The sequence below is a fragment of the Indolivaga capnocytophagoides genome (genome assembly GCF_036511535.1).
Classification (GTDB): domain Bacteria; phylum Bacteroidota; class Bacteroidia; order Bacteroidales; family Dysgonomonadaceae; genus Dysgonomonas_A; species Dysgonomonas_A capnocytophagoides.
The window spans coordinates 1,800,882-1,821,337 of record NZ_AP028867.1 but is presented as its reverse complement, the minus strand read 5'-3'; the positions used below and the strand labels follow the sequence as shown (position 1 = coordinate 1,821,337).

The 20,456-nt window shown below is 38.7% G+C and carries 20 protein-coding genes; 11 read left to right on the top strand and 9 right to left on the bottom strand.

What is annotated here, in order from left to right; genetic code table 11:
* Position 1: 1 nt before the first annotated feature.
* Genes AABJ51_RS07500 through AABJ51_RS07490 form a run of 3 tightly spaced genes read right to left on the bottom strand, consistent with a single transcriptional unit; the run spans position 2 to position 2,295 of the window.
* Positions 2-391, bottom strand: coding sequence for a VOC family protein (locus AABJ51_RS07500; RefSeq protein ID WP_134436459.1), 390 nt, complete (start codon positions 389-391; stop codon positions 2-4).
* A gap of 16 nt (positions 392-407) precedes the next feature.
* Positions 408-1,160, bottom strand: a complete 753-nt coding sequence (locus tag AABJ51_RS07495; protein WP_134436458.1) for a class I SAM-dependent methyltransferase — start codon at positions 1,158-1,160, stop codon at positions 408-410.
* A gap of 10 nt (positions 1,161-1,170) precedes the next feature.
* Positions 1,171-2,295 (bottom strand): acyltransferase family protein, encoded by a 1,125-nt coding sequence (locus AABJ51_RS07490; RefSeq protein ID WP_338375187.1) that lies wholly within the window; start codon positions 2,293-2,295, stop codon positions 1,171-1,173.
* A gap of 119 nt (positions 2,296-2,414) precedes the next feature.
* On the opposite strand from AABJ51_RS07490, the gene AABJ51_RS07485 reads away from it, so the two are divergent.
* A complete protein-coding gene (locus AABJ51_RS07485; protein WP_338375184.1) occupies positions 2,415-3,269 on the top strand; it encodes an AraC family transcriptional regulator in 855 nt (284 codons plus the stop codon).
* Positions 3,270-3,301: 32 nt separating this feature from the next.
* Here the strand turns inward: AABJ51_RS07485 and AABJ51_RS07480 are convergent, their stop codons facing one another.
* The gene (locus AABJ51_RS07480; RefSeq protein ID WP_338375182.1) at positions 3,302-3,721 is read right to left on the bottom strand and encodes a PaaI family thioesterase; all 420 of its coding nucleotides are present in this window, start codon (positions 3,719-3,721) and stop codon (positions 3,302-3,304) included.
* Positions 3,722-4,092: 371 nt separating this feature from the next.
* Here AABJ51_RS07480 and AABJ51_RS07475 point away from each other — a divergent pair, with 371 nt between their 5' ends.
* A complete protein-coding gene (locus AABJ51_RS07475) occupies positions 4,093-4,770 on the top strand; it encodes a Crp/Fnr family transcriptional regulator (RefSeq protein WP_035332276.1) in 678 nt (225 codons plus the stop codon).
* 3 nt (positions 4,771-4,773) lie between these two features.
* Here the strand turns inward: AABJ51_RS07475 and AABJ51_RS07470 are convergent, their stop codons facing one another.
* A complete protein-coding gene (locus AABJ51_RS07470; protein WP_338375177.1) occupies positions 4,774-5,145 on the bottom strand; it encodes a hypothetical protein in 372 nt (123 codons plus the stop codon).
* Between the two features lie 368 nt (positions 5,146-5,513).
* Here AABJ51_RS07470 and AABJ51_RS07465 point away from each other — a divergent pair, with 368 nt between their 5' ends.
* Positions 5,514-6,236, top strand: coding sequence for a hypothetical protein (locus AABJ51_RS07465; RefSeq protein ID WP_338375175.1), 723 nt, complete (start codon positions 5,514-5,516; stop codon positions 6,234-6,236).
* A gap of 99 nt (positions 6,237-6,335) precedes the next feature.
* Here AABJ51_RS07465 and AABJ51_RS07460 read toward each other — a convergent pair whose 3' ends face one another.
* A complete protein-coding gene (locus AABJ51_RS07460; RefSeq protein WP_338375173.1) occupies positions 6,336-7,235 on the bottom strand; it encodes a hypothetical protein in 900 nt (299 codons plus the stop codon).
* 433 nt (positions 7,236-7,668) lie between these two features.
* Between AABJ51_RS07460 and AABJ51_RS07455 the strand changes: the two genes are divergently transcribed.
* Entirely contained in the window at positions 7,669-7,953 is a 285-nt protein-coding gene (locus AABJ51_RS07455; protein ID WP_134436454.1) for a hypothetical protein, read from the top strand.
* A gap of 127 nt (positions 7,954-8,080) precedes the next feature.
* Complete coding sequence (locus tag AABJ51_RS07450; protein WP_338375170.1) at positions 8,081-8,326, top strand: hypothetical protein; 246 nt, start codon at positions 8,081-8,083, stop codon at positions 8,324-8,326.
* A gap of 242 nt (positions 8,327-8,568) precedes the next feature.
* On the opposite strand, the gene AABJ51_RS07445 is transcribed toward AABJ51_RS07450, so the two are convergent.
* Positions 8,569-9,027 carry a lysozyme inhibitor LprI family protein gene (locus tag AABJ51_RS07445; protein ID WP_338375167.1) on the bottom strand — a complete coding sequence of 153 codons (459 nt, stop codon included), beginning with the start codon at positions 9,025-9,027 and terminating at the stop codon, positions 8,569-8,571.
* A 225-nt stretch (positions 9,028-9,252) separates the two neighbouring features.
* On the opposite strand from AABJ51_RS07445, the gene AABJ51_RS07440 reads away from it, so the two are divergent.
* Positions 9,253-10,248 (top strand): tetratricopeptide repeat protein, encoded by a 996-nt coding sequence (locus AABJ51_RS07440; protein WP_338375164.1) that lies wholly within the window; start codon positions 9,253-9,255, stop codon positions 10,246-10,248.
* Between the two features lie 216 nt (positions 10,249-10,464).
* Here AABJ51_RS07440 and AABJ51_RS07435 read toward each other — a convergent pair whose 3' ends face one another.
* The gene (locus AABJ51_RS07435) at positions 10,465-11,079 is read right to left on the bottom strand and encodes a hypothetical protein (protein ID WP_338375161.1); all 615 of its coding nucleotides are present in this window, start codon (positions 11,077-11,079) and stop codon (positions 10,465-10,467) included.
* Positions 11,080-11,536: 457 nt separating this feature from the next.
* Between AABJ51_RS07435 and AABJ51_RS07430 the strand changes: the two genes are divergently transcribed.
* The 4 genes from AABJ51_RS07430 to AABJ51_RS07415 all read left to right on the top strand — a co-directional run bounded on the left by AABJ51_RS07430 (position 11,537) and on the right by AABJ51_RS07415 (position 16,360).
* The gene (locus tag AABJ51_RS07430) at positions 11,537-11,932 is read left to right on the top strand and encodes a BlaI/MecI/CopY family transcriptional regulator (RefSeq protein WP_026627766.1); all 396 of its coding nucleotides are present in this window, start codon (positions 11,537-11,539) and stop codon (positions 11,930-11,932) included.
* A 3-nt stretch (positions 11,933-11,935) separates the two neighbouring features.
* Positions 11,936-13,189 (top strand): M56 family metallopeptidase, encoded by a 1,254-nt coding sequence (locus AABJ51_RS07425; RefSeq protein ID WP_338375157.1) that lies wholly within the window; start codon positions 11,936-11,938, stop codon positions 13,187-13,189.
* 88 nt (positions 13,190-13,277) lie between these two features.
* On the top strand, positions 13,278-13,781 hold the full coding sequence (locus AABJ51_RS07420; RefSeq protein ID WP_338375155.1) for a terminase small subunit: 504 nt from the start codon (positions 13,278-13,280) through the stop codon (positions 13,779-13,781).
* A 197-nt stretch (positions 13,782-13,978) separates the two neighbouring features.
* Positions 13,979-16,360: a TonB-dependent siderophore receptor gene (locus AABJ51_RS07415; RefSeq protein WP_338375152.1), complete on the top strand. Its 2,382-nt coding sequence runs from the start codon at positions 13,979-13,981 to the stop codon at positions 16,358-16,360.
* 85 nt (positions 16,361-16,445) lie between these two features.
* On the opposite strand, the gene AABJ51_RS07410 is transcribed toward AABJ51_RS07415, so the two are convergent.
* Positions 16,446-16,982: a hypothetical protein gene (locus AABJ51_RS07410; protein ID WP_134436446.1), complete on the bottom strand. Its 537-nt coding sequence runs from the start codon at positions 16,980-16,982 to the stop codon at positions 16,446-16,448.
* 393 nt (positions 16,983-17,375) lie between these two features.
* Between AABJ51_RS07410 and AABJ51_RS07405 the strand changes: the two genes are divergently transcribed.
* Positions 17,376-20,321, top strand: a complete 2,946-nt coding sequence (locus AABJ51_RS07405; protein WP_338375149.1) for a tetratricopeptide repeat protein — start codon at positions 17,376-17,378, stop codon at positions 20,319-20,321.
* The last annotated feature ends 135 nt before the right edge of the window (positions 20,322-20,456 follow it).

The window sequence follows — 20,456 nt, the reverse complement described above, 5'->3', positions numbered from 1 at the left end:
TTTAATCGGTGATTTCAACGTAATTGCCTTCGGGGTCTAAAATTACACTTTCGTAATATCCGTCACCTGTAGTGCGTGGTTCTCCTTTTATAATATAGCCATCTGCACGAAGACGTTCTGTCAGATTATCCACGGTCGTTTTGCTGCCTACATTGATCGAAAAATGAGCCAATCCCTTGATTAATCCTCTATCTTCTTTATTTTCAATGATATTTGGTTGAAGCATGAGTTCTATACGACAACCGCTATTTCCGAAAGAAATAAAATAAGAAGTATAATTCCTTTTCGGATTAAAATACTTTTCGCCACAAACCGTATCAAAATATGTGAGGTAAAACTGCCTCATCATTTCAAGGTTTTCGACCCATATTGCAAGGTGGTCTATTTTCATTTTATTATATCATTTATCAGTTGCATACTTTTTTACCTATAAAAAATACATACCCATAGTGTTCGCTGTATTTTTCGTAGAGGTCTATTTCTTTATCTATTTTACGAACCAATTGCAAGGCATCAGCATTGTTTTTATGCTTTTTCAGGAAGCTGTCAAAATTTTCTTCCAACGGACAAAAGTAATTCCACCAGCATTCATCCGGCATTATAAAGTGAGCTACGGGTAGAAACCCGGCTTGCTGCATCTGGTCTATTCTTTCGGCAATAGAGATAATATCAGGATTTATCTCATTCATATAATCCAAGATTTCTTCAGGCTTATTTTTAGTCAGCCAGCAATATGCACATACAGCCATATAACCCTCAGGTTTCAGATATTTGCTCCATTCTTCTACTGCGTATTGAAACCCTATTTCAGAAGCTGTACGCTCAGACCACAGAATATCCAGTTCGCCATATTCGAATGGAAGATCATATGGCGATGAAAATACAGGATAAATATACTCATTTAGTTTTTGATATTTAAGCTCGGATTGCAGCGTTTCTATAAATTCGGGAATGAAATCAATGGCGGCAATTCGGGTCTGTGTCCCTTCATATAGTGCTACTGTCTGAATGCCTGTACCGCAGCCGATATCCGCAATTTTACGAGCCCTCGGTATTCGTTCGATAAAACTGAGGGCTTTCATCGTTGTATGATAGCTGTATGGAGACAGGCTATCAGCTTTTAAGTAGAAGTCGATAGCCAGCTCATCGGATATTTTCATGTTTAAGAGCTTACAAAAAACGTTTACGCAGCCATTCTCTTACCGGAATATCATATAATCTCATCGACAGATAAGCTACGCCTATGGCAGCTACAGCAACCAGAGAGCCTTCGATCCACGATTCTTCGAGAGTATATCCGTTATTGGCAACCCATCCCATATAGACGTAAACCAGCGGATAATGGGTTATATAGATAGGGTACGATATATCTCCCAGAAATTTGCATATTTTCGATGCTTTTTGTCCTTCAATTTTACCTCCTGCACCGAGCCACACGATCAGAGGAAACATAACTATCAGGCAAAAGCATTCGTACAGGCCGTTGAGCCACATGCTTTCGGCCCCTCCTATACGAGGAACAGAAAGCAGGGCTACAAGCAGTAAACCGCAAACCATGAATGCGTTTTTTGTATATCGAAGTTTTCCTATACGAGCCAGTAACAATCCGGCGAGAAATGGAAATGCAAGACGGGTAAAACCTATTCGCAATTGCAATGGATCGTCTATTGTCCATCCGCCTATAATATCCCCATTGGGATTGGTCAGTGCATACTGAATGGTAAATCCGGCTGCAACAGCTACCAAAACTGCCAGTACGATTTTAGATAAGTGACGGAGTACCAAAGCATATAATATATTGGCTATATATTCGAAGAAAAGAGACCATGCAGGGCCATTCAGCGGATGCATTTCACTCCAGCCTCTGATATCCAAACCTTTACTTACCGGAATAAGGGTGCAGCCGATAAGCATCACCAACAGCATTTTCCATACAGGTACTTCGCTGATATTCCAGCCCATAGCGGGAGAATCCTGAAAATAAAAAAGCAAAGCCCCGATTATAGAACCTATAATAATCATCGGTTGTAAACGGATGATACGACGTTTGAAAAAATCTTTCAATGTCATTTTATTCCAACGGTCATCATATGCATATCCGATGACGTATCCCGAAAGCAGGAAGAAGAAATCGACGGCAAGGTATCCGTGGTTGATTATCTGAGCGGAGTGGTCGCCATGAGAGTGAATTTCGAACACATGAAATAAAACGACTACTACGGCGGCAACTCCGCGTAGTCCGTCGAGTATTTCGTAGTGTGGTTTGGATTCGGCTAAACTTATAGATTGTTTCATCTGATGATTGAATTGATAAAAAGTTATAATATCTTTGATTGCAAATATAAGACTAAGGTTGATGCAGAGGTTGTTCTATCTTTTATTTTTATTGTCTTATATTTGGATAAAACATATTTATGAGTGAAAATATAAGATACACCCTTGCTGTGGAAGAAAACAGAGATTATTTCTTCTTCGATCATGTGCATATTACGTGGGATAATCAGATAAACCTGCATCAGCAGGATTCGTGGGAAATATCGTATGTGATTACGGGGAGAGGTGTCAGGGTTATCGGTGATATGATAGAACCATTTTCTCAAGGCGAAATTATACTTATACCACCCAATATTCCGCATTGCTGGTCTTTTGATGAGGATATTTGTGACGATAGGGGCAAGATCGAAAATATTACCATCACTTTTTCCCGTCGTATGCTGGCTGAACTGTGCAATGTCTTTCCGATTCTTTCGGATACTGTTGATAAAATATCGGACAACAATAATGCTGTATCTTTCGAAGGTCAAGTGTTGTATGATCTCCAAAACACAATGATGTCTATGATCACAGAAACTCCCGCCGAAAGAATATCTTCGCTTATCCGTATATTATGCCTGATAGCTGTGCCCGATAATGTTTACATTGTCGGACGTCCGGTTATAGAGGATAAAAACATGAAGAGGAAACAAAGTATATACCTCTATGTGATGAATAATTATCAACATAATATCACACTCGATGAAGCATCCCGTTTCGCAGGGATGGAAAAATCGGCTTTCTGTGTTTTCTTTAAGAAAATGACGGGTAAGTCTTTCTTTACGTTTCTGACCGATTACAGGATAGAAGCATCGTGCCAGATGTTACTGAAAACCTCTAAATCTGTTGCCGAAGTATGTATCGCTTCGGGGTTCAGAGATGTACCCTATTACAACCGAGTGTTTAAGAAAGCAAAGCAGATGACTCCTTCGGAATATCGAAGGGCAAACAGTTGATAATTAGTAGATAAATAAACAGGTGCTTGGCCTTATTTTTTTCTGTGAGGTACTACGAAGTTAGTTACACTTATCTTTGAAATGAGGCGGTTATCCGAGTCCGAGAATACCTCCACATCCCATACATGTGTCGAACGGCCGATATGCACAGGAGTGCCGATAGCCCTTACTACTTCGCCTATTTTTGCCGATGATATATGGTTTGCGCTTATCTGGATACCGAAACAGCCTTCATCGTCTTTACACAAAAGGTTTGATCCTACTCCGGCTGCGGTTTCGGCCAGTGCAATAGTTGCCCCACCATGTAATACGTCCATTGTTTGACAGTTGTGACGTCCTACGGGCATTATTACTTCTATTGTATTTTTGTCGTTTTCTACAAAGCTCATTTTCAAGGTATCCATCATTGTATCTTTGATGCGCTCCCGAATATTATTTTTATCTAATCTCATATTTACTGCGACTTACGGTCTCAGACCTATTTTACCCGTTTGGCTGTCAAATTATAAACCAAAGGTATATCATTAAATTCTTTCTATATATCTGGCGGTGTTGATTCCTTAATAATAAAGGGTTTCCAACAGGCTCATATAACGTACTGTACCGTTATTTTGTTTGGCGAAAATAGAATATATTTTTCAAAAAGAAAAATACCCCCCTATGGGAACCCAAGCTATTCTATGACTCAATTACAGAACATTTGCTATATTTGTAATAAGTAAATGAAAGTATTGAATGGTACATTTTTAAGCTATAACACGCTTAGCTTATTATATTTACCAAACAAATAAATAGGTCTGTGACCTTAACCAGATAGCCTATCATGAATATAAATCCGGATATATTAAAGAACAGCCCTGTATTTGCCGGCATAGAATCTCAGGAAATAAGGCTGATGCTCGATGCCATACCTTATCACGAACAGAAATTTGCGAAAGGCGACATTTTAGCTATGCAGGACGAACCTTGCAACAGGCTCATCATATTGACCAAAGGTTTTGTCAAAGCCGAGATGTCCGATGCTTCAGGTAAGGTTGTAAAGGTTGAAGATATATATGCTCCGAATCCATTGGCGATACTGTTTTTATTTGGCCCGAACAACCGTTTTCCCGTGGAAGTGACTGCCCGGGAAGAGGTGGAGGCTCTTGTGATCCCTCAGAAATCGGTGCTGAAAATGCTTCAGATGAATGAACGTCTTTTGCTCAATTTCCTCAATATATCAGCGGTATATGCCTCTATGTTGTCTAAAAAGCTGCATCTGATGTCATTCCGTACGATACGTCAAAAGTTGTCGATGTATCTGCTTGACCTCTCAAAACCCGATAAAAAGGTTGTGGAACTCGATCGTACTCAGATCGCTTTAGCCGAATACTTCGGAGTATCCCGTCCGTCATTGGCTCGCGAATTGTCTAATATGCAGGATGAAGGTCTTATTGAAATTAACCGCAAACACATCACTATCTTACAGCGAAACAAGCTGGTGCAGATGATTACTTTCTGACGCCTATTCAGCATCTATAAATCTTGCCCGTATATATTTGGTTGTCTGGTCGCCTTTGCTATTGGTGATCCAAAGTGTATCTGCCTCTAATTTATAAGTTTGAGTATAACTCGATAAGAAGATATGTTGGTCATCGAGATAGTAGCGGCTTTTATTCAATTCGTTCTGAGCTTTACCTTCTGCATATGTAAAGTATGAGTAATAATCGTCGGTAAATACTCTGGCTATGACCATACTGTCGGTATTTTCGAAATAACTTATCCATGTGCCGGCCACAATATTTTCTCCCCGAGTATCTTCGTGATCATTGGTGTTTCCACACGCCCCTAAAAGAAAGGGTATCAATAAGAATATGTATAATCGAATGCTTTGCATATATAGGAGTTTCTAGTAGCAGTAAGTATTTAATGTTGTATTTTAGAGTAATAACTGTCTATTGCTGTTATCCTTGAATGGATAGTAAATAGGTATAAAACCTTACTTCTTTATCTAAAACGTGAAAATACACTTTTTAGTCTGTAATTTGTCTTAATTCAGAAACTAAAAAAGAACGTTTTTTCAACTGCTGATTCGTATAAATAAGGTTTTTAAAAGTGATAATCTGCTGTACTAGCAAAGTTAATAAATAGGTCTGAGACCTAAATCAAAAGATAAATACCGGATCAGGATAAAAAAAATCATCTTCCCGAAATTTTATCTATACCATATAAAATAAGTATTAAATCAATAATCAATTATTAGTTATGGTAACATTAGCTTTTGATGAACAGCACATTTCGGTTCCGCAATCTTGGGGAGACATCAAACTGAGAGATTATGAAAAATGGTTCTCAGCCGAACCTCGTAACCGCATTGAGCAAGTGCAGCTTGTGGCTGATATCTGCGGAGTAGATTCCGAAATATTGTTAGATAATCCGACACAATTTTTCGATACAGTGTATGATATTGTCCGTTTTGTATTTGACAATTACGAGTGTCTACCGTCACATACTCTGGAATGCGATGGGCAGATTTATGTTATTTCGGGAACGGAAGATCTTACACTCGCCGAATGGGTGGATATCGAAAATGTATTTGATTCGGATTCTCCATCACGCTTGTCCGATGTGTTATCTATTCTGTGCCGCCCATTGGGAGAGGTTTATGACACAAAGGTCTGCGATACCCGAAAAGAGATATTCAAAAATCTGGCAATGGATAAAGCTATGCCTTTGCTTGCTTTTTTTTTGCAGAAAAGAAAGCAATTTCAGACCGTTTCGAACCTTTATTCAGAGGTCGGTCTACAGCAAAGCCGATGCCTCCGTCTTATACGGGATTTTGCCGGAAATGGGGATGGTACAAAGTTATTGCCGATCTGGCAGAGGATAAAATACTACTTTTTGATGAGATTCTTAAAAAAACAGTTGTCGAGATTTTCGGATTTCTTCTCTACAGGCTCGACAAAGTTCAGGCAGAAGACGAGTTAAGAAAAACAAACAATTATTGACTGTAAAGAAAATAGCCGTTCTGATAATTCAGAACGGCTATTTTCGTATATCGAAGTCTATGAAAGACAAGAGGACTTATCAGTTCGAACGTCTGCTGCCTGATTGATCCGAAGAACTTCTGCTCGAAGATGTAGTATTAGAATCGGATGAGCTGCGGCTCGATGATCTGCTGCTATTATCACTCGATGTATTGGTGGTAGTAGTTGTTGTCCTATTCGTTGTTGAATTCTGATTTCCGTATCTGCCACCCGATGTACGTCCGCTTGTTGCATTATCTTTATTGTTATTGGGCTTGCTGGTGCTATTATTAGTAGCAGGCCTGCTGTTGCTGTTTTGGTTAGAAGATGGTCTTCCGTTGCTATTGTCTCTGTCTTTTGAGGTATCGGTCGATGCATCAGACGACTTATCCCTTGTCGAATTCTGATTTCCGTACCTGCCGCCTGATGTCCGTCCGTTAGTTGTATTATCCTTATCATTGTTTGGTCTGGTACTAGGCCTGTTATTGTTGCCGGGTCTGCCGTTATTGTCGTTATCGGGGCGACTCGGACGGCTGGGTCTGCTGGGTTCACTCGGTCTGGTTGGTCTACTTGGACGGCTGGGTCTCGAGGGTCTGCTTGGACGTGATGGCCGATCGTGTCCCGGTGCAACAATGATAGGGCGTCCTGCCGGAGGTAATATCATAGGCGGAGAGGGTGCGATATAAGGGCGGTCATCATACAGATATTCGTATCCGGTAAGATAATTATCCCAGAATTCGACAGCATATACCTCATCATAATTGTTACGATAAGCAAGTACTTCCTGTATTCCGTTTTGTGTATAATTGACTGTCAGTACATCTATCGGACGTCCGAGGTAATATTCTACTTCCATTTTGTTCATGCCCGATCTGAGCTGCGACATACTATCTACAGATGAGTATGTGCCACAAGATGTTAGCAGTGCTATTATGGCGATTATTAATAATAACTTTTTCATATGTGTTATGTTTTAGTGCATTGTTAAATTTATACTTAATTAGAACATGAAAGCATATAAAAGGTTTAATCGGCATTCAATTAAGTAACAGCAAGTATTAATGATATACTTCTAGTTTATAACAGACTTTGGCTGTTTTACTTACCAAAGTAATAAATAGGTCTGAGACCTTTGCCGTCAGTTTATGCTTCTTTAGGTGTTTAAGTTATCAATATGAATAAAATGTTAAATGGTTGTATTGTGGTAAGTGTTTGATATTGTTTTATTTAAATATGTTTGATGTGTGTCTCTGTAACTTCTTTTCTGACAATTTGTATCAATAAACAGGTCTGAGAGCTTAATTGACTGTAAATATAACGTATTTAAGCCGGAATAAGCAATAGATAAGTAGGGTATTGCTCATACTTTTTTATCTATACAATAAAATCGACTTATGGAACATTCATTATTTTATGTCTTATGTATTAATGTAATCGGAATCTTTTTTGGATGGCTATTTACCGAAAACAGCCGTTGGGCTTTGACCCGCATTTGGTCGGGGTTCGGGCGTAAGCCATTCAATTGTCGTCCGTGTCTTACATTTCATCTTCTTTGGATAATGTATATGGTAGTTGCTTTTATGCTGAAATCCTTGCAATTCGGATTGATGGGATTGATTCTTTCTTTTGTAGTCTTTCTGGGATTGTATTTTGAAGGAAAATCAAAAATAGAAGATTGAAACCTCACACCTTTTATTATCAGTAAGAGAATGAAAATATTAATGATGTATTTTCAAGTGATAACAAACTCAGACTATTACACTTGCTAAAGCGATAAATAGGTCTGAAACCTTAAAATTATAAAAAATGGAATTAAAAGAAAAAGTAAAAACATTAATTGCCGATGTCGATAAAACCCATCGGTATAGTATGAGCCGTATTTATGGTTTATATAATGAGGTATTCGATAAATCGGAAGCTCCTCAATCGTGTGCAAGCTGTCTGATTCGTAAAGTGAAAAGTTTGCGTGTATGGCTCGATGAGCAGAGTGCAGAAACTGTTCAGCCTGTTAGTGAAAAGAAAAGAAGATCGAAAAAAGCAGTTACTAAGTAACAGCAAGTATTTAATGATGTGCTTTTATTAGCTGTAATAGACTGTTGCTGTTATGCTTACATAGTAAATAAAAAGGTCTGAGACCTTGATGTTTTTCGTGAATCAGAAAACGAGCAGATAGGCTGTTCCCTTATAAAAAATGGGGCAGCCTTTTTTATTTAATGATATATGATAGAAAACAAGTTGGTGTGCATTTATAGCCTTATCTACTCGTTCACTCAAAAATGAAAAGATCTGAGACCTTATTCCACAATACTGAATGTGAGGTAGTGATAAATATCAATCAGGCGGTCTTTGGTCAGGTCAGCGGCAGCACTTGCAGCCACAGGTCCCCACATGGTACCTCCGCCTGTGTAGCCTTCGGCAGATATGGTACGGATAAGAGTTTTTTCGCTGTCTCTGAATTTTATCCAGTTGCGCTGAGCTTCTATCAATGAGTTACGGTCTTCTTCTTTTAGCCTGTTTAAAAGCATCTGGTAGTATTTGTTGAGTAGTTTGTCGTATCCTTGTTCGAGAGAACTTACCGCTTTTAACATTCCCGCAGTAGAATAATCTTTATCCAGCATATTTGCAACCTGCTGTTCTATCATCATTGTATCCTGACGGAATTCGATACTAACAGGATCTTGTAATTCAATATCCTGAGCCTGCACGAGGCACGAAAAACAACCAAAGATCAGAAGGGAAATAATTTTTTGCATATTCGGCTACATTGAGTAAATGTTGATGAAAGGATTTAATGAAGTATTTTTAAGTTATAACAAGCTAATATTGTTATGCCTGTCAAAGTTATAAATAGGTCTGTGACCTTAAAGTATTGTCAAAGATAGATAAATTATCAACTGTTTTACTTATTTTTGTTTTGATATAGTGTTTATGCTTGTTAAACATGGATAATGAGCAACTAGTATTTTAGAGAATAAGATATGAATAGCAATAATAAAGAGGGATTGGGCAAATTTTTTTCATTTTTTTCAAAGAAAACAGATGATACAATTCCTGCTGAGCAGCCCGTTGAGAGAAAAAGTTCGGTATATGATATGCGTGTACAGGAGGCTATGTGGATGCCTACTGCCGAAGAGCAGCAGGATGCCTTGCGGGTATTGGCGGATGAGTTTTTCGCAGCAGAGCCGCACGAAGCGGATATCCCAGCCGAAGATGCGCTGAAGTTTTATAAGAACGGTGGTTTTGTTTTAGGTATTCTCGGTCAGTATGATAAAGCTATAGCTTACTATGACTGTGCAGTAGCTGCCAATGCAGATGATTCCTATTCATACTTCGGACGTGGTAATGTTTGGAGAGATAACGGTGAATATCAGAAAGCCATAATGGATTATAAACGGGCTATTGCCATAGAACCTGAAAATGCCGATTTCTTTTGTCAGATGGGCGCCGCTTATCTGCAAATGGGTATTTATAACGAGGCGATAGATTGTTACAGTAAAGCAATAGATATAAATCCGTATAGTTCTGTAAATCTAGCGGGACGCGCATTGGCTTATCTTCAGACCAATAAATGGGATGAGGCTCTGGCGGACTATGATGCGGCTATTGATCTCGAACCATTCGACTCGGAATTGTTTTACGGGCGTGCTACGATCTATATTTACCGGAAGGAGTTTGATAAAGCACTCGAAGATTGCGAAGAAGCTTTGGAGATAAACCCCGAAGAAGCACGTTATCATTTTCTGAAGGGGAATGCTTTGTTTGAGATGAAGCATACCGATAAGGCAATAGATGCTTACTCAACAGCTATTGATAATCAGCCCGAATCACCGCTTTATTATTATGGCAGAGGGCAGGCTTACCTGGCTAATGGTGAAGAAGAAAAAGCTCTTGCTGATCTTGAGAAAAGCAAGGTATTGGATGATACCAACACAATACTGATACAGGAGCAGATGGATCGGACTAAGGTAAATTGAAATTTTTCATCTTTTATATAAAAAAACGAAAGCACCTTGAATCACTTCAAAGTGCTTTCGTCATAAATTGCATCACAAACTTTATTCACTAATCACTAAAACCTAACATCGGATGCAATCTTTACTATAAGAATTAATCTTTGCCGGCTTTGGCATACATAACGACCAAAGCGAGCGTACTATTATGAAAACTTCTTGATTATCACGTACAAAACCTCACTGTATGTCTTTGTCCGTCCGATTGGGGCGTTGATGCCTTTTACCGGGTTTGTCTTTTCCTGCGAAATGTTTTCTGTTGTCCTTCATCATTTGTTGCTGTTCGGGAGTCAGAATTGAACTGATTTCGTCTCTTTTCGCCTTATTGAGATCTTTTTGTTTATCCCGGTATTCTTTATTTATCGCTTGAATTTTAGTTTTTTGATCTTCTGTCAGGTTGAGTTTTGCCATCGGTGAACGATCTTTGAATTCCATCCTTTTACGGTTGAATTTCCGATCATTGCGCTGAGGTGCTTTCTCTTTCATTTCCTTCCACTTGGTTTGTTGTTCGGGAGTCAGCACAGCCTGAAAAGCTTCTTGCCTTGATTGTCTCAACTCTTTTCTTTGACGGGCTTTATCCTCACGGTTAAGAGTCGTATCATTGTGTAATGCTTCGGCTTTGGCTCTGAATTCTTTATTGAGAGTTTGTACTTTACTTTGTTGTTCGCTCGAAAGATTTAATTCTTTCATCGGCATACGTCCAAATTTAGGATCGATATTTCCTTTTCGGGGCATTGCATATGTACCTAACGACATAGTTGCAAAGAGTGTCAATGCTATAAATATTTTTTTCATAATGCCATTTATGTTTTAGAGGTTGCCCCCTGTTTATATATCATTTTTAATTTTTATATCACTTATAAGTTTTACAAATGCTTTGACTGCGAAGCCTGCCTGAGGTTTAATTTGTTTGCACTCTTTAATATTCAGCATAAAGGATAAATGTTGTCTCTATTCGTTTACTGTAAAAGGATATGCACCCTTTTATTTTTTTTAAATCCTAAATTTTTTAACAAAAAAGGGCTAGGTATTTTAGTTGTGTCAAATAAAAAATGAATTTCTGTCTAAAAAAATAGACGAAATGTTTTGTTGTCTAAAAAAATAGACATATGTTTGCATTGTAATAAATAACAGAAAGTATTTAATACCGCATTTTAAAGCTCTAACCAGCAATCGCTGTTATACTTAGATGGGTAATAAATAGGTCTGAGATCTTAATATGAAAATCAAAAAACTAAAAATATAACTGACTATGCAGTTGACCAAAGCCGAAGAACAGATAATGCAGATATTATGGACGCTCGAAAAAGCAACCGTACAAGATATACTGAAAGAGTTTGATGACGAAAACAGACCTGCCCGAACTACGGTAGCTACTGTGCTCAATATATTGGAGTCGAAAGATTTTGCCGAACACGAAACTCAAGGGCGTATCAATATTTATTCACCAAGGGTAACAAAGGAAGAATATTCGAAGGGGCAGTTGTTCGGATTTATAAAAAATTACTTTGACGGTTCGTTTTCGGCATTGGCATCATTCTTCGCAAAAGAAACCAACCTGACTATCGAAGATATGGATAAGCTACTGGAAGAAACCCGCAAGGAATTGCAGGACGAAGACGAACAGTTACACTCTAAAAAGAATTAAACTATGAAGGAATTTCTGCAATATATTTTATACTCAGGTATATGTCTGGGAATTTTCTGGATAGTTTACCGCTTTTTGCTGAATGGCACTACCTTCTTTTTGTTCAACAGAGTATTTCTGTTCGTGGGGCTTGTACTTTCGTTTATACTCCCCTCGTTTGTATTTACTTACGATGTGATGATTCCTACGGCGATGGCCATATCTACTGTTCCGCAGGACGCTGTCCGGCAGGAGAGTACATTCGCTTTCGATGGGTGGGTTGTTGCCGCCTGTGTTTATCTGTCCGGAATAGTATTACTTGTATTTCGTAATCTGAGATCGTACATCCGTATGTACAGGCTGGTTAAAAATGGAAATTTGTCTATGTACGGAGGTTATAAGGTCATCCTCAACAGTTCGGTAGATTCGCCCTTTACATTATTCGGGCACATCTTTTTGAATGCCGATCAATTGTCGGAAGTAGAAAGAGAATTGATATTAAAACATGAGATTGTCCACATCGACCAAAAACACTGGCTTGATCTTATTTGCAGCGAATGCGCATTGACGCTGCAATGGTTCAACCCCTTTGTGTGGCTGTATGTGTCTTCTATAAAAGAAAATCACGAATTTCAGGCTGATAATGCTGTTCTTGCTGCGGGAGTATCTCCTGCCAGATACAGGGCGGTATTGGTCAATCAGAGATTCAAGGGCCCGGTGTTTTCTTTTGCCAATTCATTTAGCTTATTAAACAAATCAAATCGATTAAAAATGATTAAGAAAGAAAAAAGTAAATCATGGAAAAGAGCAGCGGTTTTGGCTGTACTGCCTTTATTAGGAGTATTTTTCTGGGCTTCGGCAAAACCCCGCTATGTATTTAACGAAACCTATAGTAATGGGGCTGCCGTGAATGATACAACAGGTGAGAAAAAGATAAATATAAAGATTATCGGAGCCAAAGGTAGTAATAGTGTCACGGTACACAACTTATCAGGGAATACTTCTTCTCCGTTGGAACTTCGCTTGTCAACTAATACTGATTCAGAACAAGCTGATTCTGTAAAGACAAATGTATATGTGTTTGGGGCTAAATCAGATCAGAAAGAGAAACCTCTTGTGTTTGTTGATGGAAAAGAAATAGATATGGAAAAGATGAATGATATAGATCCCAATGATATTGAGAGAATAGACGTGCTGAAAGACAAATCGGCTACAGAAAAATACGGCGAAAAAGGCAAAAACGGGGTAATATTGATAACTATAAAGAAAAAAGAATAAATTTCTTTACTTTAACTCAATTTTTTAAAGACAGGATTGTGCGGGGAGCATAGTCCTGTTTTTTTTATCTATACAGAAAAAACACATTATGGCCATATCTAAAGAAAAAGAATTGTGGAAAGTCCAGAGTAAATACGACAAAGATGGATTGTTTAATTCATCGGACATGCTGCTCAATGCTGCACGCGAATATTTCGAGTGGAGTGACAAGCATCCATTGTATAGACCTGAGGCCGTGAAATCGGGAGCAGAATGCGGGCGTATAATAGATATTCCGCTCAGAAGACCTTATACATTGAACGGGTTTTGTGAATACATCGGATGTAGTGTCCGCTACTTCGAGCGCAAAAAAACAGGAGCTTCCACTGACGTAATGGAGGCTATGGCTCGTATCGAAAATACAATTCGGACTTATTTATTCGAAGGGGCGGCAACTGGCATTCTCAATTCGTCCATCGTATCGAAATGGATAGGGGATAACGTCAGTGAAGATGCAGACGAAAGCAGCGACAATCGTTCGGTTTGGCATATAGAAGTACTCAACGAGGAGGCCAAACAGGAAATATTAAAACTTAGAGAGAATCCTGCGTAATAATTGCCAGATAAACAGCTAAGGCTTACACCCGAACTCCGGCTGTAAGCCTTTTTTGTGATATTTGCAATAACTTTCGTTACCTAATAGTAGGTATTATACTATGTATATATAATAAGTAATAGTGATTGCAGATGGATTAGGGTAAGTATAAATTTGTATTATTTTTTTTAATATTAAAAGTTACATAATAACAAATGAAAAATTTTCGATTTTTTCTTATCCTGATTAGCTTGATAACCTGTACTTCTGCATATTCGCAAAATACAGGTTCTTTTGTGTCAGGAACAGTCGTAACCCCCGATAAAGAGCCATTGGAGAATGTCTCTGTTGCGATTGAAGGCACATCAAATGGAGCCCTTACAGACAAGGATGGCAAGTTCCGTTTTAGTGCTCCGGTAGGAGAGCATACTTTGGTTGTATCATCGATAGAGCATAAACCATATAAGAAGGTTGTTACATTGAAACGAGGAGAAAATAGTTTCAACGTAACTCTTAGTACAAGTGACAATGAGTTGAGAGAAGTAGTAGTTCTGAATAGTGCTGCTAAATTTTCGAACAAAGAGTCGGAATATATTGCACGTCTGCCTATTAAATTCATCGAAAATCCTCAAGCATATTCTGTTATAGGTAAAGACCTTATTAAAGAACAGGTAATTGTGAATTTTGATGATGCTCTGAAAAATTCTCCAGGATTGGATAAACTTTGGTCTTCAACAGGGCGTGGCGGTGACGGAGCTGCATACTTTTCTCTTCGTGGATTTGCTACTCAACCCAACATGGTAAATGGTTTGGGTGGGCAAACAAACGGAGGGCTCGATCCTGCCAACATCGAGCGTATAGAAATCCTTAAAGGACCTTCCGGAACACTATTTGGAAGCAGCCTCGTTTCTTTTGGGGGATTGATTAATGTTGTTACCAAGAAGCCTTACGAACGTTTTGGCGGTGAGTTTTCATATACAGTAGGTAGTTACGGATTGAATCGTATTTCGGCTGATGTAAATACTCCGCTGGATAAAGATCACAAAATATTATTGAGAACGAATGCCGCTTATCAGTACGAAAACAGTTTTCAGGATGCAGGATTCAAAAAAACGTTTTTCGTTGCTCCTTCATTGACATATATAGTAAATGACAAACTATCATTTAACTTCAATACAGAGTTTTATACATCAGACGGAACTAATCCTTTGATGGTATTCCTCAACAGATCAAGAGAACTGGAGGCGCGTACTCCGAAGGAATTGGGAATGGATTACAAACGTTCATTCACTACTAATGATATAACTATACAGACACCGACAGTTAAACTGTACGGAACAATGGATTATAAAATATCAGACCAGTGGACTTCGCAGACTGCCGTATCTTATAGTAATCGCAAGTCAGATGGATTATATTCATATGTAATGTTCCAAACCGAAGTAAAAGATGATACATTGAACCGTTGGGTTGGAGACCAAAATGCAACAACCACAACTTATGATATTCAGCAAAATTTTATTGGCGATTTTAAAATCGGTAATCTTCGCAACCGTTTGGTCGCAGGTATCGATTATTTCACCAGTAAACAAAACAGTAGCAGTACATACATCCTGTTCGATCGTTTGAGCAGCACAGGTGCCGATCCTAATTATCTGAACCTGTCCGAAGCGGCAGTTAAAGCAAAATTATCAGGTTCTGCTCAATCTACATCTATAACTAATGCAGGTGTGTATAGTGCCTATGCTTCGGATGTACTGAATGTTACAGACCGTTTGTTGGTAATGGCAAGTCTTCGTCTCGACTATTTCGACAATAAAGGTTCTCTCAATGTAAAAACCAATGCTACTTCAGGCAAATACAATCAAACGGCTTTATCTCCTAAATTTGGTGCTGTATATCAGATTCTTCCTGATAAATTATCAGTATTCGCCAACTATATGAATGGATTTAAAAATGTAGGGTCATCTACACAACCAGATGGTTCGGTACGCACCTTTAAACCTCAACAAGCCAATCAGATGGAAGGAGGGTTGAAGGCAACTCTTTTTGATGGAAAATTGGTCGGTAGTATCAGTTATTACGACATATACGTAACTAAAGTGACACGTCCTGATCCTGAGCAAGTAGGATATACCATTCAGGATGGAGATATGTATAGTAGAGGTGTTGAATTGGATATTACAGCTAATCCTTTGCCCGGACTTACTATCATCGCAGGATATAGTCACAACGACAGTAAAAATGAAAAGACAACTACCTCTGAAATAGGACGTCGTCCTGTGGGGGCAGGGCCTGCTGATCTTGTAAACGGTTGGGTGAGCTATACAATACAAACAGGAGCAGTCAGAGGTCTAGGTTTTGGTTTTGGTGGAAATTATGCCGGCGAAAATGCGATAACCAACTCTGCTGCTACCGGCAAGTTTATAATACCGTCATACACCATACTCAACGCTACAGCATTTTACAATACCGGAGCATTCCGTTTTGCATTGAAGGTAGATAACATTGCCAATAAAGAGTACTGGAAAGGATGGAGTACAGTAGAGCCTCAGAAGCTGAGACAAGTAATCGGTAATATTACTTTCAATTTCTAAGACAACCTTTTATGGTTATATAAATAAAACAGCCGGTTTCGATAAATTTCGAAACCGGCTGTTCTTTGTTTAGTGCGTTCTTTTCTTATTTGAAAGAACCGAACATCGAAGCGATAATAGCATCAAATGTTTTCTTTTCTTCTTTTGTGTATGTCAGTTTGGCTGTCACAAGCGAATTGTTTTTCATCAAAGTCTTCTGATAAAATATCTTGTCACCCTCGACACCTGCTACCACATAATTTGTAGGATTTAAAGACCGTTGTACTACCTGACGATTTTTACCATCGGCTGCATCCTGATCGTATGCCTCATTGAAAGACACTTCTTTACCCGATTTCTTATCTATACGTTTATCTGCGAAAATACGTAGACGGGCAGAACCTTCTGTCGGAGCGAAGATCTGTTCTTCACCATTTTCACTGCCTTCCTGCAAAGCCAGTAAATCTTTCGGATAAGTGATTGTATATCCGAGTGTCTCGTTACGGTAACTACCTGCGGCAACCTTCAGGCTGTCGGCAGTAGTGTCTGTATCAATAGGTGCAGTCGTTTCTTTTTTTTGTCCACCGCAACTGGCGAGCAAAGCTACAACTGTAAGCATCAGCGCACATCGTAAAATTTTCATAACTGTTAGATTTATAAAATGTAAAAAATATTGTCTAAAACCTCACAAGGGTGCTGTAATGCGTTAAACGCTCCAAACCCTTAAAAGCAAAAATAAGCCATAATAGCATATAAACCGCTTTTTTAAGACTAAAAAACTATAATTGTTAAATTTTTTCTTATTTTTGTCATCGTTAGTGGGGATAAGACGGTAAATGCTCGGCATTTTATAAAAACAACACATAAAGAAATCAGGGATAGTACGAATTATCAAGCCATGTTTTTTTCTGTACAGCTTAATTTGCAAAAATTTCCTCTTGTTATACCCGTAATGTAATTGTGCATTTATGTATTATAATAAATAGGTCTTCGACCTTAAATGAATCAATATAAACATATTACAAAAAGCTATATCATGGCTAGCGAAAATTCAAGTAAAAAAGCACGTTTTATCAATTTCGGTTGGTTTTCCTGCATTCTTATTGTTCTTACAATAGTTACAGGAGGTATAAGTTATCTCAATACCAAACGATTGGTAGAAAGAGCCGAAGTCAATAACAAAGAAACCCGCGAACTGCTCGGCATACTCCAGGAAAGCAATCTCTCGCAGTATATTGTGGCTACCGATCAGATGGGACGCCAATATATAGACAGTATCAATAATGAAAAGACCCGAAAAGCTCAACGGGCCGAGGATATCATTATAAATCAGGCTACTGCAAAGTTGACCGAATACACCGATAATCTGGTGAAGACGGCAGACAATACCATCAATCTGCTGTTTGTTTGGGCGGCTATACTTGTGCTGATGACGATTATCTTTTTGTTTCTGGTATTTATCGAACTCAAAGACCGCATGAAGTCGGTCGAGGATACACTCTATCAGATTGCTATAAAGAATGACGAAATAGATGTCGCTAAAAAACAGATAGATACGCATAAGCAGGAGATAGATGCCCGAAAGAATGAGATAGATGCCAAGACAGAAGAAATAGACAATAAACGCCAAGAAATTGAGGATGCTCTTGATAAAGTGGAGACAACTCTTTCGAAAGTGGAAAAGATAGGAGAGAATATAAAGGAAGATGCGCGTACATCAACCTATAATTTCGATATACAAAATGCTCTGAATAAACCTGATAGCATCTCTAAGATATCCGCACTCGAAGAGCAGGTGTCTAAAATAGAGCAGGATAATGTGATTGAAAAAGAAACGAAAAGCACATTACTCTATCAGGCGTACTTCTATCTGGCTCAGGCGTATCACAACGGTGAAGATAAAACCAAAGCTATAGACATGTATACTAAGCTGGTAAATATCAATCCCAATCAGCCGCAGGTTTATAACAACAGAGGAGGGGTATATATCAGTCTGCAAAAATATGATAAGGCAATAGAAGACTATGATAAAGCCATCATACTGAATCCCGAATATGCCGAAGCATATTACAACAGAGGTACCGCATATAGTAATAAAGGGATGAATGACAATGCTATAGATAATTATTCTCAAGCGATCAGGATAAATCCCGTCTATGCCGAAGCATACTTTAATAGAGGAATAGCCTATAACGAAAAAGGAGATTATGATAAAGCAATAGAAAACTATAATGCTGCTATTAAATACAATCTCAGCGATGCCCTTACTTACTACAGCCGAGGTACAGCTTACAGCAATATGGGATTAACGGCTAAAGCGATAGACGACTACACCAAAGCAATAGAAATAGATCCGGAATATACGTATGCCTATTATAACAGAGCTAATGCCTATTTTCACACAGGGGTTAATGATAAGGCTCTGGCTGACTATGATGCTGTGCTGAAAATGAATCCCTATGATGCCAAAACATATTTCAACAGGGGACTTATATACAGCGGAAAGGGTATGCACAAGGAAGCAATCGAAAACTATGATGCTACCTTGCGTATCAAGCCGAATAATATCAAAGCGTATCTCGGTCGCGGATTGGCATATATGGCTATTAATGATCTCAAAAAGGCAATAGAAGATTTTGATACTACACTGCGTTTCAATCCCAATGACCTCGAAGCCCATTACAATAGAGGAGTAGCATATGCACATATCGGAGAGACCGAGAAAGCGATATCCGATTTTAATGCCACGCTGATTATTGATCCCGACCATTCACAGGCGATACTACAGCGAGGAATGGTCTATTTCAATCTGAAGGAGTACGACAGAGCTTTGGATAACTTCAATACCGTACTGCGTCTCGATCCTGATAATTCGCAAGTGTACAGTTTCAGAGGGTCCATCCTGCTGCAACGGGGCGAGGCTGAAAAAGCGTTGTCTGATTTTAATCAGAGTATAAGTCTCGATCCGTATAATGCTTCGATATATATAGAAAGAGGTAATGCTTACCTCTCTCTCGATAAGCCTGAGGATGCCGTATCTGACTACAATAAGGCTAATGAACTCGAAGCCGACAGCGTGCCTGTGTATAATCTGGCATCGGTGTATTTCAATATCGGAGAATATGATACTGCGATAGATTACCTGAATACGGTGATAGCGGCAGAGCCTCATAATAACGGAGCATACACCTTGAGAGGTATATCGCTGTACATGCTCGACAAATACGAAGATGCAATAGCCGACTTTACCAAAGTGGTGGACGCTGATGCTGCCAATGACGATGTATTCCGTTATAGGGCAGATGCTTTCTTTAGAACGGGCAGGTATGAAAGTGCGCTTGCTGATTATGATAATCTGAAAGGAAAAGTCGATTTCGATACTAATACTATATTGAATATAGCAACTGCCAACTTTGAATTGGATAATTACGAAGAAGCTATAGCTAATTTTGAGAGCATATCTCAGTATCTGTCAAACAATGCTCAGGCTTATCTGAGGTATGGACAGGCATGTGCATCAATCAAAAAATATGAAGATGCTATAATCCAATTCGACAAATCTATACAGGTGGATAATCGGAACGGAGAGGTTTTTCTGCACAGAGGAAATACCAAAACCAATCTGCACGAATTCGAAGCGGCGATTAAAGATTATACCGAAGCCGTAAATCTGAACCCTATGCTAGCCGAGGCTTATTTCAACAGAGGTAATATCTTCTATAATCATAATAAGCATACTGTGGCAATAGAAGACTATAACAAGGCGATAGAGATAAATCCGAATTATACGAAAGCCTATTTTAATAGAGGACTTTCGAATAAAATAACAGAGCAATATCAGAATGGCATTAACGATTTTATTAAAGTAATGTCCCTCGAACCGAATAACGAACGGTTGATCGAAAAGGCACAGAAACAACTCGATATCATTTCGAAGTTGATGAAAGTGAATAATGATCAGAACGATAATCTGGAAGAGTAAAAGAATGTGCCTTTATAAATAAACCTTTGTTGATGCGGAATTATTCATGACGAATAATTCCGCATCACTCTTTTATCCGGTTCTGCATATTGTCGGGTTTAAACAGATTAAACAAAAAATGCTTACTTTTGGAAA

Coding starts and splice junctions, on each gene's coding strand:
- AABJ51_RS07445 (WP_338375167.1), bottom strand. CDS start 9,027: ATGCAAAAAATTATTTCCCTTCTGATCTTTGGTTGTTTTTCGTGCCTC.
- AABJ51_RS07450 (WP_338375170.1), top strand. CDS start 8,081: ATGGAATTAAAAGAAAAAGTAAAAACATTAATTGCCGATGTCGATAAA.
- AABJ51_RS07410 (WP_134436446.1), bottom strand. CDS start 16,982: ATGAAAATTTTACGATGTGCGCTGATGCTTACAGTTGTAGCTTTGCTC.
- AABJ51_RS07420 (WP_338375155.1), top strand. CDS start 13,278: ATGGCCATATCTAAAGAAAAAGAATTGTGGAAAGTCCAGAGTAAATAC.
- AABJ51_RS07415 (WP_338375152.1), top strand. CDS start 13,979: ATGAAAAATTTTCGATTTTTTCTTATCCTGATTAGCTTGATAACCTGT.
- AABJ51_RS07460 (WP_338375173.1), bottom strand. CDS start 7,235: ATGAAAAAGTTATTATTAATAATCGCCATAATAGCACTGCTAACATCT.
- AABJ51_RS07430 (WP_026627766.1), top strand. CDS start 11,537: ATGCAGTTGACCAAAGCCGAAGAACAGATAATGCAGATATTATGGACG.
- AABJ51_RS07470 (WP_338375177.1), bottom strand. CDS start 5,145: ATGCAAAGCATTCGATTATACATATTCTTATTGATACCCTTTCTTTTA.
- AABJ51_RS07455 (WP_134436454.1), top strand. CDS start 7,669: ATGGAACATTCATTATTTTATGTCTTATGTATTAATGTAATCGGAATC.
- AABJ51_RS07490 (WP_338375187.1), bottom strand. CDS start 2,295: ATGAAACAATCTATAAGTTTAGCCGAATCCAAACCACACTACGAAATA.
- AABJ51_RS07495 (WP_134436458.1), bottom strand. CDS start 1,160: ATGAAAATATCCGATGAGCTGGCTATCGACTTCTACTTAAAAGCTGAT.
- AABJ51_RS07425 (WP_338375157.1), top strand. CDS start 11,936: ATGAAGGAATTTCTGCAATATATTTTATACTCAGGTATATGTCTGGGA.
- AABJ51_RS07500 (WP_134436459.1), bottom strand. CDS start 391: ATGAAAATAGACCACCTTGCAATATGGGTCGAAAACCTTGAAATGATG.
- AABJ51_RS07440 (WP_338375164.1), top strand. CDS start 9,253: ATGAATAGCAATAATAAAGAGGGATTGGGCAAATTTTTTTCATTTTTT.
- AABJ51_RS07465 (WP_338375175.1), top strand. CDS start 5,514: ATGGTAACATTAGCTTTTGATGAACAGCACATTTCGGTTCCGCAATCT.
- AABJ51_RS07475 (WP_035332276.1), top strand. CDS start 4,093: ATGAATATAAATCCGGATATATTAAAGAACAGCCCTGTATTTGCCGGC.
- AABJ51_RS07480 (WP_338375182.1), bottom strand. CDS start 3,721: ATGAGATTAGATAAAAATAATATTCGGGAGCGCATCAAAGATACAATG.
- AABJ51_RS07485 (WP_338375184.1), top strand. CDS start 2,415: ATGAGTGAAAATATAAGATACACCCTTGCTGTGGAAGAAAACAGAGAT.
- AABJ51_RS07435 (WP_338375161.1), bottom strand. CDS start 11,079: ATGAAAAAAATATTTATAGCATTGACACTCTTTGCAACTATGTCGTTA.
- AABJ51_RS07405 (WP_338375149.1), top strand. CDS start 17,376: ATGGCTAGCGAAAATTCAAGTAAAAAAGCACGTTTTATCAATTTCGGT.